Annotated in this window: 14 protein-coding genes and 1 tRNA gene; 13 read left to right on the top strand and 2 right to left on the bottom strand. The window is 44.2% G+C overall.

Annotated elements, in window-relative coordinates; all coding sequences use genetic code 11:
• Nucleotides 1-195 precede the first annotated feature (195 nt).
• Together ACGF7G_RS18255 and ACGF7G_RS18250 are read left to right on the top strand one after the other, a co-directional pair.
• Nucleotides 196-272, top strand: a tRNA-Asp gene (locus ACGF7G_RS18255).
• 145 nt (nt 273-417) lie between these two features.
• The gene (locus tag ACGF7G_RS18250) at nt 418-1,200 is read left to right on the top strand and encodes an endonuclease/exonuclease/phosphatase family protein (protein WP_387467373.1); all 783 of its coding nucleotides are present in this window, start codon (nt 418-420) and stop codon (nt 1,198-1,200) included.
• Between the two features lie 313 nt (nt 1,201-1,513).
• Here the strand turns inward: ACGF7G_RS18250 and ACGF7G_RS18245 are convergent, their stop codons facing one another.
• Nucleotides 1,514-2,896, bottom strand: coding sequence for an amino acid permease (locus ACGF7G_RS18245; protein ID WP_387467371.1), 1,383 nt, complete (start codon nt 2,894-2,896; stop codon nt 1,514-1,516).
• 170 nt (nt 2,897-3,066) lie between these two features.
• Between ACGF7G_RS18245 and queE the strand changes: the two genes are divergently transcribed.
• The gene (queE, locus tag ACGF7G_RS18240; protein ID WP_133813371.1) at nt 3,067-3,738 is read left to right on the top strand and encodes a 7-carboxy-7-deazaguanine synthase QueE; all 672 of its coding nucleotides are present in this window, start codon (nt 3,067-3,069) and stop codon (nt 3,736-3,738) included.
• A 44-nt stretch (nt 3,739-3,782) separates the two neighbouring features.
• Here queE and queD read toward each other — a convergent pair whose 3' ends face one another.
• Complete coding sequence (gene queD / locus ACGF7G_RS18235) at nt 3,783-4,145, bottom strand: 6-carboxytetrahydropterin synthase QueD (protein ID WP_133813372.1); 363 nt, start codon at nt 4,143-4,145, stop codon at nt 3,783-3,785.
• Between the two features lie 267 nt (nt 4,146-4,412).
• Between queD and cysJ the strand changes: the two genes are divergently transcribed.
• From cysJ to ACGF7G_RS18185, 10 genes are all read left to right on the top strand, one after another.
• The gene (cysJ, locus tag ACGF7G_RS18230; protein ID WP_387467368.1) at nt 4,413-6,215 is read left to right on the top strand and encodes an NADPH-dependent assimilatory sulfite reductase flavoprotein subunit; all 1,803 of its coding nucleotides are present in this window, start codon (nt 4,413-4,415) and stop codon (nt 6,213-6,215) included.
• On the top strand, nt 6,215-7,945 hold the full coding sequence (gene cysI, locus ACGF7G_RS18225; protein WP_387467366.1) for an assimilatory sulfite reductase (NADPH) hemoprotein subunit: 1,731 nt from the start codon (nt 6,215-6,217) through the stop codon (nt 7,943-7,945). The genes cysJ and cysI overlap by 1 nt, the downstream gene beginning before the upstream one ends.
• Complete coding sequence (locus tag ACGF7G_RS18220; protein WP_387467364.1) at nt 7,942-8,676, top strand: phosphoadenylyl-sulfate reductase; 735 nt, start codon at nt 7,942-7,944, stop codon at nt 8,674-8,676. Before cysI ends, ACGF7G_RS18220 begins: the two co-directional genes overlap by 4 nt.
• A 183-nt stretch (nt 8,677-8,859) precedes the next feature.
• Nucleotides 8,860-9,492, top strand: a complete 633-nt coding sequence (locus tag ACGF7G_RS18215) for a response regulator transcription factor (RefSeq protein WP_133813376.1) — start codon at nt 8,860-8,862, stop codon at nt 9,490-9,492.
• A complete protein-coding gene (locus ACGF7G_RS18210; RefSeq protein WP_387467362.1) occupies nt 9,489-11,033 on the top strand; it encodes an MASE1 domain-containing protein in 1,545 nt (514 codons plus the stop codon). Before ACGF7G_RS18215 ends, ACGF7G_RS18210 begins: the two co-directional genes overlap by 4 nt.
• 88 nt (nt 11,034-11,121) lie before the next feature.
• Nucleotides 11,122-12,453, top strand: a complete 1,332-nt coding sequence (gene uhpC, locus ACGF7G_RS18205) for an MFS transporter family glucose-6-phosphate receptor UhpC (RefSeq protein WP_387467360.1) — start codon at nt 11,122-11,124, stop codon at nt 12,451-12,453.
• 17 nt (nt 12,454-12,470) lie between these two features.
• The gene (locus tag ACGF7G_RS18200) at nt 12,471-13,502 is read left to right on the top strand and encodes an ABC transporter substrate-binding protein (RefSeq protein ID WP_387467358.1); all 1,032 of its coding nucleotides are present in this window, start codon (nt 12,471-12,473) and stop codon (nt 13,500-13,502) included.
• 131 nt (nt 13,503-13,633) lie between these two features.
• Nucleotides 13,634-15,712 carry an ABC transporter permease gene (locus tag ACGF7G_RS18195; protein ID WP_387467356.1) on the top strand — a complete coding sequence of 693 codons (2,079 nt, stop codon included), beginning with the start codon at nt 13,634-13,636 and terminating at the stop codon, nt 15,710-15,712.
• A gap of 15 nt (nt 15,713-15,727) precedes the next feature.
• The gene (fbpC, locus tag ACGF7G_RS18190) at nt 15,728-16,783 is read left to right on the top strand and encodes a ferric ABC transporter ATP-binding protein (protein ID WP_387467354.1); all 1,056 of its coding nucleotides are present in this window, start codon (nt 15,728-15,730) and stop codon (nt 16,781-16,783) included.
• A 339-nt stretch (nt 16,784-17,122) separates the two neighbouring features.
• Nucleotides 17,123-17,383, top strand: a complete 261-nt coding sequence (locus tag ACGF7G_RS18185; protein WP_387467352.1) for a bacteriocin immunity protein — start codon at nt 17,123-17,125, stop codon at nt 17,381-17,383.
• The last annotated feature ends 177 nt before the right edge of the window (nt 17,384-17,560 follow it).

Genomic DNA, 17,560 nt, shown 5'->3' with positions numbered 1-17,560 from the left:
TAGCTTTGTGTGATGAAGAATGACACAGAGTATTGTGGGTAGGAAGTCGGACAAAATCGCTGAGAGTGATTTTGAACGCTGCGGAAAGCGGCGGGCGGTCCGAAGGGCGAACGGCAGAAAGGCCGTTCGTAAACTGCCTTAACAGGTATTAAAGTTTTATGTTGTGGTAACAACATAGAAGGCAAGAAATTCGGTGGTGCGGTAGTTCAGTTGGTTAGAATACCGGCCTGTCACGCCGGGGGTCGCGGGTTCGAGCCCCGTCCGCACCGCCACTTAATTTCCAGAGAAACCCTGAGAGAAATCTCAGGGTTTTTTTCTGTTTATAAATTATAAATATTAAAATCAATAATTTTCTTATTATATTTGATAAAATCAGATAGCTTTAATATTATTTTCTGCATTGAAGAGGTTTTTCACGTGGTAAAGAAAACCTATGCAATAAGATATGTCGCTGGGCAACCGGTTGAACGCGTCTTTCCGATGTCAACTCATCAGCTTGGAAGTTCATTACCTGTAGGTATTCCTTTGATTACTGATACAAATGAGTTTAGGGTTGTTGTATGGAATATCTACAAACAGCAGCGTCCTTCATGGCGAAAGGTTTTGAAGGAGCTTACTAATGAAAGCCAGTTAATTTTATTGCAAGAAGCGCAGACAACCCCTGATTTAGTTGAATTTGCTACTTCAAATTATCTGACAGCTGATCAAGTTCCCGCATTTTTATTGCCTCAACATCCCTCTGGTGTAATGACGCTAGCAACTTCTCATCCTATCTATTGTTGTCCATTGAGAGAGAAAGAGCCTCTTTTACGTTTATCTAAATCAGCTCTCATCACTGTTTATTCTTTACAGGATAATCGCCAGTTAATGGTTATTAATGTACATGCGATAAATTTCAGTTTTGGTGTGGATGTGTATAGTCGTCAGTTGAATAATATTGGTGTTCATATTCGTTTACATAATGGCCCGGTAATTATGGCTGGTGACTTTAATGCATGGAGTAAGCAACGATTAAATGCTCTTAAGCGTTTCACCGGACATTTACATCTTAAAGAAGTATCTTTTGCTGATGATTGTCGAACAATTGCATTTGGAAGACCTTTAGATTTTATTTTTTATCGGGAGTTAAATGTAGCTAATGCTATTGTTATGCCTACAGATGCTTCTGATCATAATCCTCTTATTGCAAATTTTTATTAATATTTTATTTTAAAAGTATGTTTATCTATTTTTTATGAAAGATTATTATTTGATTTTTAATTTAACTTACTGAAAGTAAATGCAATTAATTGTTTGTTATGTATAAGTGGATTTATATTTCAAAAATAAAAAATTATTCTTATTAAAGTAATATATATCATCATTGCAATTTAGAAAACGAAATACAATGATATAAATAGATTGAAATTATTTAATTTACACTGATTAATAAAATAATATTAAGATATTAGTTATATCATATTCAGATGAATAAAAATAAATGCCAGATTATTCTGGCATTTATCAGGATGTATTATTTAATTTGATGAGTTTGGGAGGTATTTTTCTTTATGCTAAAGAAATAGGTAATTGACAATAAGGCTACCCATGCGACTCCCACAATTAATGCAATACGGGTTTTCTCAAAATAGCCCAGTAATACAATAACGAATACCATAAAGATAATTGTTAATATTGGTGCTATTGGCCACATAGGAACAGGGAATTTTAATGTTTTAACTTCTTCTTTGCTCATTTTGCGGCGCATAGCAACCTGAGAAAGCAGGATCATCAGCCATACCCACACAGTGGCAAATGTTGCGATAGAAGCAATGATAACGAAAATTTCGTTTGGAAGTAGATAGTTAAGAACAACGCCAATCAGCAGGACGGCCGACATAACGACCACCGTCATCCACGGTACGCCATTACGGCTCAGTTTGGTGAATGTTTTAGGCGCTTGCCCTTCTTGGGCCATGCCATACATCATGCGACCGGCACCAAAAATATCGCTGTTAATTGCAGAAACTGCGGCAGTAATAACCACAATGTTAAGAATATTAGCCGCAGAATTGATACCTAAGCTGGAGAAAATCTGTACGAATGGACTCCCTTCCTGACCAATTTGATTCCACGGATAGATACACATCAGAATAAACAGGGTCAATACGTAGAACAGCAAAATACGGAACGGAACAGCATTGATTGCTTTTGGAATAGTTTTTTCGGGATTTTTAGCTTCGCTGGCAGTGATACCAATAACTTCAATGCCACCAAAAGCAAACATCACAATGGCAAGTGAAGCTATTACACCACTGATACCATTAGGCATAAAACCGCCATATTCCCATAGACTGGAAATGCCGGTTACATGGTCTGTTTCCTGACCGAATCCATATACCATGATAGCCATGCCGCCGATAATCATAGCGATAATTGCGGTAACTTTCACAATAGACAGCCAGAATTCCATTTCGCCAAAAATCTTCACATGGCAAAGATTAATTGCGCCAATGAAGCAGACAATACTCAGCACCCAGATCCACTGTTCCACATGAGGAAACCAGAGCTTCATATAAAAGCCGAATGCAGTAACGTCAGCCAGGCAGACAATCAGCATTTCGAATATATAATTCCATCCGGTTAGAAATCCGGCCAAAGGGCCGAGGTAATGGCTGGCATAGTGTGAAAAAGAACCGGCTACTGGGTGGTGAACAGCCATTTCACCTAATGCACGCATCACCATAAATACGGCTGCCCCGCCGATTAAATAAGCGAGTAATACGGCTGGGCCAGCTTGCTGGATAGCAGCTGCGGAACCATAGAACAGCCCTGTGCCTATTGCGGAACCTAATGCCATAAAGCGGATATGCCGCCCGGTTAGACCCCGTTTCAGCTGAGTTTCATTATTCTGCATTATTTATTCCTGTCACTTTCTCAGTGCTAGATATATTTTAAGCACACAATGCCCCGACAAGCCTCATATTAGCCGGGCGAAGCAAACCCTGTACCTTACCATAAAGATTGATGTCTGCGGGATAGATATCTGCAATAATGCGTTCTTATCTAATGAAACCAGAGATTTTTATGTTTTACCCGATTAACGAAATATTCCAGACATTGCAGGGAGAAGGTTTTTTTACGGGAGTCCCGGCAATTTTTATTCGTCTGCAAGGGTGTCCTGTCGGTTGTAGCTGGTGTGATACTAAACACACTTGGAAGCAAGAAGCTGAAAAGCAGCGGATGTTGGAAACTATTTTACTGAAAACGAGTGAAAGTGATGAATGGGGTGAAGCATCACCTAAGCAAATTGCAGCACTGTTTGTTCAACAGGGGTATACTGCGCGCCATGTTGTTATTACTGGTGGTGAGCCTTGTCTTTATGATCTTGTTCCTCTGACCGAAGAGTTAGAAAGCCTTGGTTATCAATGCCAGATAGAAACCAGCGGCACGTATCATGTTAAGTGTTCTTCTGCCACTTGGGTGACAGTTTCGCCAAAAGTTAAAATGCGTGGTGGTTATCAGGTATTGCAGCAAGCTTTGCAGAGAGCTAATGAAATAAAACATCCAGTTGCACGCGAAAGAGACATTGAAGCACTGGATGAGTTATTAGCGACATTGGATGACAACTCATCGCGTATTATTGCATTGCAACCTATTAGCCAGAAAGAAGACGCTACCCATTTATGTATTAAAACTTGTATTGCGCGTAATTGGCGGCTTTCTATGCAAACACATAAATATTTGAATATTGCCTGAGAGAAGATTACTGCACTGGAGGTTTCCTGGTGCAGTAACCTGTTTCACTTTCCGCGGAAAATACATCCTGCGTTACAGGTTTCTTTCACCATAACGGCACTGAGTTGTGGAACTGAGGGCTTTACTTTAGCCCAAATCCAGGCTGCCAGTACTTCGCTGGTTGGGTTTTCCAGCCCAGGGATATCATTCAGGTAGTGGTGATCTAGCTGTTCCCAAATGGGTTTAAATACAGCTTTTAGATCAGCAAAATCCATAATCCAACCACTATGAGGATCGACCTCCCCGGTAATTTCCAGCCGAACCATAAATGAGTGCCCATGCAGGCGTCCGCATTTATGGCCGTCTGGAACATGTGGCAGGTGGTGGGCGGCTTCAAACTGAAAATCTTTAAAAATCGTTGTGCTCATAGTGGTTCTCCCTGACTTCAAAAAACCCGCTATTCTACCTGATCTTCTGAATTAAACCCGGTTTTTTCCTTTTTTTGCAATTGCCCTTATTAACTGTTTTATAGATATATTAAATCTGTAAATATGGTTAGGCGTTTTGGTTATTTGATATTGCGATAGTTTCTTTAAATAGTGACAAGTCACTGAGATAACCTTACTAACTACCCCTATTTATTTTCTTTACTAAAGATAACCGACATTGGTAATCGTAAAGGGCTGCACAGGATAATGAGCATAAAACCACCTTCAATTTCACTTCTGCCAGTTTCGCCTGAACAACTGGCGCGTTTGCAATCGGCAATTGGGGATTTTTCACCGAATCAGTTAGCCTGGCTGTCTGGTTATTTTTGGGGAATGATGAATCAACAGCCAAAGGTTCAGTCCGTGGCTCCAGCGATTCCGGTACAGGAGACGATTACATTAATTTCAGCTTCGCAAACAGGTAATGCCCGTCGTTTAGCTGAACAGCTTCGTGATGATCTGTTGGCAGAGAAACTCAATGTCAATCTGTTCAATGCCGGTGATTATAAATTCAAACAAATTGCTCAAGAGAAAATGCTCATCATTGTCGCTTCTACGCAAGGTGAAGGAGAACCCGCCGAAGAAGCGATTGCATTATATAAATATCTCTATTCTAAAAAGGCGCCGAAGCTGAGTGATATTGAGTTTGCTGTTTTTGGTCTGGGTGATACTTCTTATGAAAAATTCTGTCAGGCAGGAAAAGATTTTGATAATCGTCTGAATGAATTGGGGGCTCAACGGCTTCTGGAGCGTGTCGATGGTGATGTGGAATATCAGGAGGTGGCGGCTCAGTGGCGTAAGCGGTTAACTGAAATCCTGAAACAACGTATTCCTGCGCAGACAAATACGGTGATTACTTCTGTACAGAGCGGGTTGGTACATGAAGTTTTTTCAACTTCTTATACTAAACAGGCACCATTGACAGCGGCCTTAGCAACCCGTCAAAAAATAACGGGCCGTGGTTCTGATAAAGATGTTCGCCATATTGAAATTGATCTGGGAGATTCAGGTCTGCGTTATCAACCGGGTGATGCTTTGGGTGTTTGGTTTAAAAATGATCCGGCTTTGGTGGATGAATTGTTGAATCTACTCTGGTTGGAAGGAACAGAATTAGTTGAGGTTCATGACCAGAAATTACCATTAAGGGAAGCTCTGATCAGCCATATTGAGCTAACCCAAAATACCAGCTTAATTGTAGAAAAATATGCTGTGCTGGCAAAAAATGAAAAATTACTGTCTCTGATTGCCGATAAACAGGCATTACAGCAATACGCTCATAATAAACCGATTGCCGATATGGTAAGAGAGGCAGCTTCTCAGCCAGAAGCTCAACAGTTTATCGATTTACTGAGACCTTTAACGCCAAGGCTTTATTCAATTTCTTCCTCTCAGGTTGAAGTCGAAAATGAAGTTCATATTACAGTCGGTGTTGTTCGTTATGAAATTGATGGCCGGGCTCGCACTGGCGGTGCATCCGGTTATTTGGCAGATCGCTTACTGGAAGAGGGCGATATTCGTATTTTTATCGAGCATAACGACAATTTCCGTTTGCCTGCCGATCCGCAAACACCGGTCATCATGATTGGGCCGGGAACCGGAATCGCTCCATTCCGGGCATTTATGCAGCAAAGAGATGCAGATGGCGCTGAGGGGAAAAATTGGCTGTTCTTTGGTAATCCACATTTTACGGAAGATTTTCTCTATCAAGTGGAGTGGCAGCGTTACGTCAAAGATGGCCTGTTGACTCGTATTGATCTGGCGTGGTCCCGCGATCAGCAGCATAAAGTTTATGTTCAGGACAAATTGCGTGAACAGGGCCAAGAAGTATGGCGTTGGATAAAGGAAGGGGCACATCTGTATGTATGTGGTGATGCAAACCGCATGGCGAAAGATGTGGAACGTGCATTGCTGGATATTGTTTCTGAGTATGGTGGCATGGATACCGAACAGGCTGATGAATTCTTAAGTGAACTGCGCCTTGAGCGCCGTTATCAGAGGGATGTGTACTAATGAGTGATAAACAATATGGTCCTTTGATTGTCGAAGGTAAACTGGCTGATAGTGAGCGTATGAAGCAGGCAAGTAACTTCCTGCGAGGTACAATCAGTGAAGATTTAACCAATGGCTTAACGGGAGGTTTTGCAGGGGACAATTTCCTGCTGATTCGCTTTCATGGCATGTATCAGCAGGATGATCGTGATATCCGTGCTGAACGGGCAGAGCAAAAACTGGAGCCACGCCATGCGATGATGTTGCGCTGTCGTCTGCCGGGAGGTGTTATTACACCGCAACAATGGTTGGGTATTGACAAGTTTGCTGAAGAGAACACTCTGTATGGAAGTATCCGGTTGACTAACCGTCAGACATTTCAATTTCATGGCATTTTGAAAGGGAATGTCAAACCTGCACATCAATTACTGAATCAGGTTGGTTTGGATTCGCTTGCGACGGCGAATGACGTTAACCGAAATGTGCTTTGTACTTCGAATCCTATTCAATCAGAGCTGCATCAGCAAGCCTACGAATGGGCGAAGAGAATTTCAGAGCACTTGCTGCCACGTACCCGAGCTTATGCTGAACTCTGGCTGGATAAAGAAAAAGTCGCAACGACTGATGAAGAGCCGATTCTTGGTGCTACTTATTTGCCTCGTAAATTTAAAACCACAGTTGTTATTCCGCCGCAAAATGATGTTGATCTACATGCCAACGATCTGAACTTTATTGCTATTGCAGAAGGTGGCAAGTTGGTTGGTTTTAACGTGCTGGTGGGTGGCGGTTTGGCAATGACTCACGGTGATAAAAATACATATCCACGTATGGCGAGTGAATTTGGCTATATTCCGCTTGAGCATACATTGGCGATTGCTGAATCTGTGGTGACCACTCAACGTGACTGGGGTAACCGGACTGAGCGTAAAAATGCCAAAACCAAATATACGTTGGAGCGGGTTGGTGTTGACACCTTTAAAGAGGAAGTGGAAAAACGTGCGGGAGTGAAATTTGAAGCAATCCGGCCTTATGAATTTACTGGCCGTGGTGATCAAATTGGCTGGCTGAAAGGAATCGATGATAAATGGCATTTGACGCTGTTTATTGAGAATGGCCGCCTTTTGGACTATCCGGGCAGGCCACTGAAAAGTGGCGTTGCCGAAATTGCAAAAATCCACAAAGGGGATTTTCGCCTGACAGCCAACCAAAACTTAGTTATTGCTGGTATTCCTGAAAGTGAAAAACAACGAATTGAAACTATTGCCCGAGAACATGGGCTGATTAATGATAAAACCACAGTTCAGCGTGAAAACTCAATGGCCTGTGTCTCTTTCCCAACCTGCCCGTTAGCAATGGCTGAAGCTGAACGTTTCTTACCGGAGTTTGTCACTTACGTTGAACAACTGATGAATAAACATGGTATTGGTGATGAACATATTGTCTTGCGGGTGACAGGTTGCCCGAATGGCTGTGGCAGAGCGATGTTGGCGGAAGTGGGGCTGGTGGGTAAAGCGCTTGATCGTTATAACCTTCATCTTGGCGGTAACCGGATCGGCACCCGTATTCCTCGAATGTATAAAGAAAATATCAGTTCTGAGGCGATCTTATCCATCATGGATGAACTTATCGGGTGCTGGGCGGCAGGGCGCCAACCAAATGAGGGCTTTGGCGATTTCCTGATCCGTACCGATATTATCAAACCGGTATTGGATTCAGCCCGCGATTTTTATGATTGGCAGGAGGCGGTATGAGCCAACTCAGCTTATTACAATTCGTTGGCGTGGCGGCAGAATCGCAGGAGACATCACTGGTTGAAATTAATCAGCGACTTGAAATTATGGATGCTTATCAGCGGGTAAATTGGGCATTAAAGAATTTGCCGGGGGAGTTTGTTCTTTCCTCCAGTTTTGGCATTCAGGCGGCGGTATGTCTTCACTTAGTGACACAAGAATACCCGGATATTCCTGTCATCCTTACCGATACTGGCTATTTATTCCCTGAAACTTATCAATTCATAGATAAATTAACAACGCAGCTGAAATTGAATCTGCAAGTATTCAGTGCTGAATATTCTCCAGCCTGGCAAGAAGCTCGTTATGGAAAATTGTGGGAACAAGGTGTAGAGGGAATAGAACGTTACAATCAGATTAATAAAGTCGAGCCAATGAATCGTGCTTTAAAAAATCTGAATGCGCAAAGCTGGTTTGCTGGTTTACGTCGCCAGCAATCTGAAAGCCGATCAAAATTACCGGTTTTGTCTATACAGCGTGGCGTATTTAAAATCTTGCCGATTATCGACTGGGATAATAGACATGTGCATCAATATCTTACAAAGCATGGGTTGGAATATCATCCATTATGGGAACAGGGTTATCTCTCTGTTGGCGATACCCATACAAGCCAAAAATGGGAACCGGGCATGAGTGAAGAACAAACCCGTTTTTTTGGATTAAAGCGAGAATGTGGGTTACATGAAAATTAAAAAACCGGATATTTCCTGAGTGGGATTGATGTTAAAGCAATACGTAAAGCAACTGACTTGAAATAGCAGGAATTTGCTAAATCTGTTAGCTTTCTTGCAGATTTAGTTGATTAATTTGCACAACCTGCTTTTCCTGCACATCATGGAAATTATTGTATTTATAATGACTTCTTAACAAAAGCTATGATTAAAGTTGCACTTATTGACGACCATGTAGTCGTCCGTTCCGGTTTTGCCCAATTACTAACGCTTGAACATGATCTTGAAATTGCCGGGCAATACGCCAGTGCCAGCGAGGCCTGGTTGGATTTACTCAGAAACTCGATTGATGTGGCGGTGATGGACATCGCTATGCCGGATGAGAGCGGTTTGCACCTGCTCACCCGATTACGGCAAAAACGGCCTGATTTTCGCACCATTATTCTCAGCATTTATGACACCACCGCATTTGTACAAAGCGCGTTGGATGCCGGAGCCTGTGGCTATCTCACTAAACGATGTGGCCCGGAAGAATTAGTACAGGCAGTACGCTCAGTACATAAAGGCGGTTTTTATCTGTGTGCTGATGCCCTAAAAGCCCTGCGTCAAACACCACAAAAAGTTAAAGCACTGCAAGCTCTGACGCCCAGAGAACGGGAGATATTTGATCTGCTCATCAATGGCATCACGGTTAAAGCTATCGCAGAACAACTTAACCTCAGCCATAAAACCGTTCATGTTCATCGTGCCAATATTCTTGGCAAATTGCAGTGCGAGAGCACGATCGAGCTGGTTCATTATGCCCTGCAACATCAGATTCTGACGGGTAACCCATGAACGGAGGAGCACGATTTAGCCTGTTATCACTATTTCTGTTGATTTTTTATTCGCTGAGTTGGCTTGCTCTGTGGACTATCAGCTTCTATCTGAATGACAATGGGCAACAGGCAGCACTGCTGCTGCCACAAGGGTTACGGCTGGCGCTGCTTGTTCTGTTGGGACGTCGCTACTTGTTAACCCTATTAGCAACCGAGGTTATCATCTTGCTATGGCTCGATAGCGAGCAACTTATTACTAACAATATTATTCTGTTATCGCCATTTCTCAGCCTGATACCTACCTTTATGGTACAGCGGATCTGGTGGCGCTATACCTTGTATTGGCAACGGCTCTCTATTTTGCTGGCAGCCGTAGCCGCCAATAGTGTGTTACAGGCGGTCTGTCTGGGATTTTCTCTGACTGCCAGTGCCAGCCATCTGTTTCTTACCTCTTTGACCGGCGGTGTTTTGCTATCACCTTTTGTTTATCTGATCTATGAATATCTGCATCAGCAACATTTGAGAAATATGCTGGAACCTGACCATCCGGATCCACAGTTACGTACTTCACTGCTGATGTGGTGCTGTCTGTTCTGCTTGCTGGGGTTGAGCGCTCAGATCTTTATGTCACCGGAAATTGAGAGGCTTTTGGTGATCTTGGTATTTATTCCCAATGTATTTATGGCCTATCGCTATGGCTGGCAAGGGGGCGTACTGGCAGCTTTACTGGGCAGTCTGATGATAACGTCAGCCCGGCAATTCAGTGGCGCTTTTAACGATTTACGCGAATTGGAGATGTTCCTGACCATTCAGGCGCTATTAGGAATAGGGCTTGGAATAGCCATCAGCCGTCAACAGCAACTCGCTGAAAACCTGCAACGCTACCGTGAATTATTGGAGAAGGAGTTAACCTCCCGCCATATTCTGATGCAGAAACTGGTTCACACAGAAGAAGATATTTGCAAAAGTATTGCCCGCGAGCTACATGACGAAATCGGTCAAAATATTACTGCCATCCAAATTCAGGCAACGCTGGTAAAACGCACTACTCCCACCCCGGCAATAGCAACGATCGCAGAGCAAATCAATCATCTAGCCCAACAAATCCATCAATCCACCCGGCGATTACTGCGCCAATTGCGGCCACCTGTTCTGGAAGAGATGCCTTTAGAAAAGGCACTCCACCATTTAATCAATGAGTTTGCTTTTAAGCAGCAGGGTATTGATTGCCAGTTGAATTATCAACTTCCCCAAAATCCAGCGAATGAAACCGTGGTCTTTACCCTTTATCGCTTGGTTCAGGAGTTACTGAACAATATCAGTAAACATGCCAAAGCGACCCGCATCGATATCACGCTGCGGCAACGCGGGGATGTGCTCGAACTCAGAATCAGTGATAACGGCATTGGTATCACTGAAGATAAAAGGAAAGGCGGATTTGGCCTCCAGGGGATTGAAGAACGCATCCGGGCGTTAGGCGGAGACTGGCAGTTAAACAACGATAACGGCACTCGCATAATTGTTAACCTGCCCACAAATTCTGATGAAAATCAAGCATAACTAAGAATTATTCCTAATTCCCTAAAACCTTATCCCATCCATTTTCATTAATGTTTCTTTACATTCCCTTTTCATGGAGGCGCCGCATATGCAAACCACCAGCCAGGAACAAGCTTCACAACGTTATCGCTACTGGCGCAGCCGTTTGCTGATTTCCATGATTATTGGCTATGCCGCATTTTATCTGACACGAAAAAGCTTCAACTTTGTTATGCCGGTCATGCAGTTGGAACTGGGGCTGGATAAAGGGGATATCGGCTGGATAACCAGTCTGTTTTACCTGGCTTACGGCGGCTCAAAATTTGTTTCCGGTGTATTCCATGATAGCACCGGCTATCGCTGGTTTATGGGAGCCGGATTAGTGATGACTGGCGTGCTGAACATTGTTTTCGCTTTTTGTTCATCATTTCCTGCACTACTGATTATCTGGACACTGAACGGTTTCTTTCAGGGTTGGGGATGGCCCCCTTGTGCCAGATTATTGACACACTGGTACTCCCGCAATGAACGGGGTTTCTGGTGGGGATGCTGGAATATCTCCATCAATGTTGTCGGTGTCACTATCCCGATGCTGTCAGCTTTTCTGGCGACGACTTACGGCTGGCAAGCGGCGCTGATGATGCCGGGAATTATCGGTATTTTGCTGGGTATCTGGCTCTGCCATCAGTTATGCGACATACCACAAAGGCAAAATTTACCCAGTGTGGGGCACTGGCGACAGGATCCACTGGAGCTTCGGCACGAGCAGTTATCGCCACCCATGCCGGTGATGCAGATACTGCGGGACACGATTCTGATTAACAGAACTATCTGGTTATTAGGGCTCTCCTACATTCTGGTCTACCTCATCAGAATGACGATTAATGACTGGGGAAATCTGTGGCTGTCAGAAACACATGGCACCAATCTGCTCAGTGCCAATGCAACACTCTCGCTGTTTGAGTTGGGTGGTTTGACCGGCGCACTTTTTTCCGGCTGGGGATCTGATTTACTGTTCCGCGGTCAACGCGCCCCGATGATTTTACTGTTTGCTCTGGGGTTGTTTATCTCTGTCACCGCATTGTGGCTAATGCCGATTCATCACTATGCGCTATTGGCAGTCTGTTTTTTCAGTATCGGTTTTTTTGTATTTGGCCCGCAAATGCTGATTGGGCTGGCGGCAACAGAATATTGCCATAAACAAGCCGCCGGAACGGTCACTGGTTATCTGGGATTGTACGCCTATCTGGGCGCTGCAATGGCAGGCTGGCCGTTAAGTCAGGTCGTTGCACACTATGGCTGGTCAGGGATGTTTGCCCTGCTCACCATCGCAGCCGCCATGATGGGTTTGCTGTTGATGCCACTGTTAATGGCAGACGTCAGTAAAAGGGAACATATGGCAGGGGTAGCATCGCTACTTTTCAATGATAAGCAGTTCTGAATACAAAGGACAAAATAATGAAACTGAAACCTCTCTCTACACTTATCGCAGCGGGCCTGGTTGTTGCTGCATTTACCCACAGTGCTCAGGCCGCTGGCCGCTTGATCGTTTATTGCAGTGCGACTAACGCCTTGTGTGAAGCCGAAACCAGAGCATTCGGTGAAAAATATAATGTAAAAACCACTTTTGTCCGTAACGGTTCAGGCAGTACCCTGGCGAAAATTGAAGCGGAAAAACGCAATCCACAAGCTGACGTCTGGTACGGCGGCACGCTGGATCCACACTCTCAGGCGGGTGAGATGGATCTGCTGGCTCCATATAAATCCCCAAATCTTACGCAGATCATGCCGCAATTTCGTGATCCAGCCAAACGTAAGGGCAACTACACTTCTGCGGTTTATGTCGGTATCCTTGGCTATGGCGTCAACACCGAGCGTCTAAAAGAGAAAAAGATCCCTGTCCCAACCTGCTGGAAAGATCTGACCAAACCGATTTATAAAGGTGAAATTCAGATCGCTGATCCTCAAAGTTCGGGCACCGCTTACACCGCACTGGCAACTTTTGTTCAGTTATGGGGCAAAGATCAGGCATTTGATTACCTGAAAAAACTGAACGCCAACATTTCCCAGTACACCAAATCCGGTGTCGCACCTGCACGTAACGCCGCCCGTGGTGAATCCGCCATCGGCATCGGTTTTCTGCATGATTACTCTCTGGAAGTGGAAAACGGCGCACCACTGAAACTTATCGCACCATGTGAAAGCACCGGTTATGAAATCGGCGGCGTCAGTATCATCAAAAATGCCCGCAATATGGACAACGCTAAACTGTTTATTGACTGGGCGCTGTCCAAAGAAGCACAAGAACTGAGCTGGAAGAAAGGTAAAGCCTATCAGATCCTGACCAACACCACGGCAAAAGCATCCCCTCTAGCACTTAAATTGTCCGATCTGAAACTGATCAATTACGACATGGATAAATTTGGTGCCAATGATATGCGTAAAGCACTGATCACCGAGTGGGTGACAGATGTGAAGATGGCTAAATAAAGTCTATCAAGGGCGGATAACACCGCCCTTAGAAACTATCCATCGGGCTATCTGGTTTTCCCATACTCATCATGCCACAAGGATAGATTCTTACTGTTGTTGCCTTACGATAATAATAAAAGAGGGAAATTATGTCTTATACTCTTACTTTACCTACCAGACAGAAGCGGGATGCTGTGTTCTGGTGGATTGCCCTGACATGGCTGGCTTTCGCCCTTTTGCCATCCTGGAGCCTAAACTACGGCCTTTTCGACTCCACTCAAGATGAAATTTTCACCGCTTATGGCTGGAACGGATTAAACGTCAGCTTACTGTGGTTCCTGCTGCCATCAGCGCTGTTACTGCGCCCACTCACACCAGCAAATCGCAATCAGCGTAACCGACACTATTTTGATGCGGGTTACGCCTTATTATGCGCTTTGTTTGTCATTATCAGTGCTGCCGTTATCGGTCGTGGACTGGGCTACTCGACGATTATTCTGTTTATCTCACTGGGCGCAATTATTACCCTCGCCCTGACCCGCCTTGAATGGCTGGGTGGTGACAGTTTTGTTATCGGCTCGCTGGTTGCGGTTATTGCCCTGATCGGGACGTTTATCCTTTATCCGAGTATCGCCATCTTTATACCGATGTTTACGGATAATACTGGTCAATTTGCTCCATTTGCCTTTATCTCGATCTTGGGGCAGGCGCATATTATTCAGGTTATCACTAACTCCATTCTGCTCTCGCTGGCAGTGGGTGTAGGCTGTACCTTCTTCGGGCTGATTCTGGCAATTTATACCGCCAGAATCGCCCGCCGCTCCGCCATTATTGGCCGGGTATTCTCTATCTTGCCCATCGTCACCCCACCGTTTGTTGTCGGTTTAGGTGTTACGCTAATGATGGGCCGTTCCGGTTATATTACTGAGTTTATGGCGACCTGGTTTGGCCTCACCAATACCAACTGGTTGTATGGCTTTACCGGTATCTGGCTGGCTCAGGTACTGGCCTTTACACCAATGGCGTTTATGATCCTTGATGGTGCCATCAAAACTATCCATCCTTCACTGGAAGAAGCCGCCTATACTCTGCGCGCCAATCGCTATCAAACTTTCTTCCATGTTTTTATTCCGCTGTTGAAACCTGCACTGGCAAACGCTTTCCTGATCGTGATTGTTCAATCGCTGGCGGATTTCAGTAACCCACTGGTACTGGGCGGTAGCTTTGATGTATTGGCAACCCAGATTTATTTTTACATCACCGGTTCCCAGCTTGATTATCAGGCAGCCAGTACGCTGGGCGCTTCGCTTCTGGTTTTCTCTCTGCTGATATTCTGCGTTCAGTATATGTGGATTGGTAAACGTTCCTATGTCACGGTTTCCGGTAAATCCTATCGTGGTGATGTACAGCCGCTGCCGATTTCGCTGGTTTGGGGTGTCTGTGCCATTTTGTTTATCTGGGTTGTGTTCAACATTCTGTTGTACGGCAGCATTTTCTACGGCAGTTTCACCGTAAACTGGGGAGTGGATTACACACTGACACTGGACAACTTTATCAAGCTGTTTGGTCAGGGAATGCATGATGGCGCATGGCCTTCATTACTGGATACCCTGCTCTACGCCGGTATCGCCGCCCCCATCACCGCTATCCTTGGTCTGCTTATCGCTTATATCGTTGTACGTCAGAAATTTCGTGGAAAGAAAACGATAGAATTTACCACCATGTTGTGCTTTGCCGTACCGGGTACCGTTGCCGGGGTTTCCTACATCCTGGCCTTCAATGATTCACCTTTCTACCTCACCGGCACTGCGGCTATCGTGATTATCTCTATGACCATGCGAAACGTACCGGTAGGTATCCGCGCAGGAATTGCCGGCCTTGGGCAGATTGATAAATCATTGGATGAAGCTTCGTTGAGCCTGCGCGCCGGATCGATGAGAACCCTTTTCCATATTCTGTTGCCGTTATTGCGCCCGGCAATCCTGTCTGCTCTGATTTACAGCTTCGTTCGCGCCATTACCACCGTCAGCGCAATTGTATTTCTGGTGACGCCAGATACTCGCGTGGCGACTGCTTATATTCTGAACCGGGTGGAAGATGGTGAATACGGCGTCGCTATCGCTTACGGCTCTATCCTGATTGTGGTCATGCTGGCCATTATTTTCCTATTTGACTATTTGATTGGCGAAGCGCGGGTTTCCCGTTCTAAAGCCAAAAATGCACAGTAATCACGGAGTGACAACATGGCACAACAACATTTTGTCGAACTGAAAAATGTAACCAAACGGTTCGGTAGCAACACCGTGATCGATAATCTGAATTTATCTATCCCACAAGGACATATGGTTACGCTGTTAGGACCATCCGGCTGTGGTAAAACCACCGTATTGCGTCTGGTTGCTGGGCTGGAAAAACCCAGTGAAGGTAAAATTTTCATTGATGGTGGAGATGTTACAGATCGTTCCATTCAGCAGCGGGATATCTGTATGGTATTCCAATCCTACGCCCTGTTCCCACATATGTCGCTGGGAGAAAACATTGGTTATGGACTGAAAATGTTGGGGCAACCTAAAGCAGAGATACGCGCGCGGGTTAAAGAAGCATTGGAACTGGTAGACTTGACTGGTTTTGAAGATCGTTATGTCGATCAAATCTCCGGTGGTCAACAGCAACGTGTTGCACTCGCTCGCGCTCTGATCCTTAAGCCGAAAGTCCTGCTTTTTGATGAGCCGCTCAGTAACCTTGATGCTAATCTGCGCCGCAGCATGCGCGAAAAGATCCGCGAATTACAGCAACAATTCAATATCACCTCGTTATATGTCACTCATGATCAGAGTGAAGCATTTGCGGTTTCCGATACCGTATTGGTAATGAATAAAGGCAAAATTATGCAAATTGGCGCACCACAAACGCTCTATCGCCAGCCTGCATCTGAATTTATGGCGAGCTTTATGGGAGATGCCAATATCTTCCCTGCTATTCTGGGTGCTGATTATGTAGAAATTTTCCACTATCGCCTGCCGCGACCAGAAAACTTTACCACCCACCGTCAATCGGTAACGGTAGGTGTCAGGCCGGAAGCCATCACTTTGAGCCGTCACGGAAATGCCAGCCAACGCTGTACTATCAGCTATGTGGCTTATATGGGACCACAATATGAAGTCACTGTGAACTGGCAAGATCAAACTCTGCTGCTACAGATTAACGCCACCCAATTACAGCCCAATGTTGGCGATAACTACTATCTGGAAATTCATCCAGTTGGGATGTTTATTTTGGAAGGGCAAAGCAAAGGTTAATTTGATTTAAAAAAATCCTGGCTTTCAAATCAGGAGGCCGCCAAACGGCGGCCTGTGCAGAGATAGCAAGTGCCTAATGAATTATTCTAAGCTGATTGATGAGTCATCATATAGATTTCGAGTTTCACACTTAAAAAAACTAACTATGATTAAAAAATCGTACTTTTTGCTAAAGATATTAATTTTTACTTTAAATTTAACCTGTTACATATAAGACAGTAAATAATTTAGGAATTTTTAGTCATTAAATCTATTATTAAAATTAAGTTATTATAAATCAATATAATAAATGCTATAAAAACATATTGAACTCCATTCGAACAGAGAGAGGGATGTAAGATGGAACTGAAAAACAAACTGGAAGATTATACTGAAGCTGAATTCTTATCCCTATTGAATAAAATATGGGTAGTTGACGTTTCAGAAGAGGAACATGATAATTTGATAAATTATTTTGAAAAACTTGTAGAACATCCAAACGGAAATGGGCTAATTTTCTATCCAGAAAATGGAGTTGAAGATAGCCCAGAAGATGTTCTTAAAGTTATAAAAGAATGGCGAGCTAAAAATGGCAAGCCTGGATTTAAAAATCAGCAATAAATTAAAATTGTTACTTAAACCGATCTATTCCTATTCCCGTAGATAAATAAAATCGAACAAGTCCGGTTATTACTTTATGAAACAATAACTCGAAATAAAATATGTCAGCATATGTTGAAACTGTTGAGGAAAGTCAGAAGATGTATGGAAGCTTGTTCTCCATCTCCAGGAAATAAA

This window comes from Photorhabdus sp. RM323S (assembly GCF_042879375.1).
In the GTDB taxonomy this organism is placed as follows: Bacteria; Pseudomonadota; Gammaproteobacteria; order Enterobacterales; family Enterobacteriaceae; genus Photorhabdus; species Photorhabdus tasmaniensis.
The sequence above is the reverse complement of the archived record's forward strand: the minus strand, read 5'-3'. Positions and strand labels throughout refer to the sequence as shown.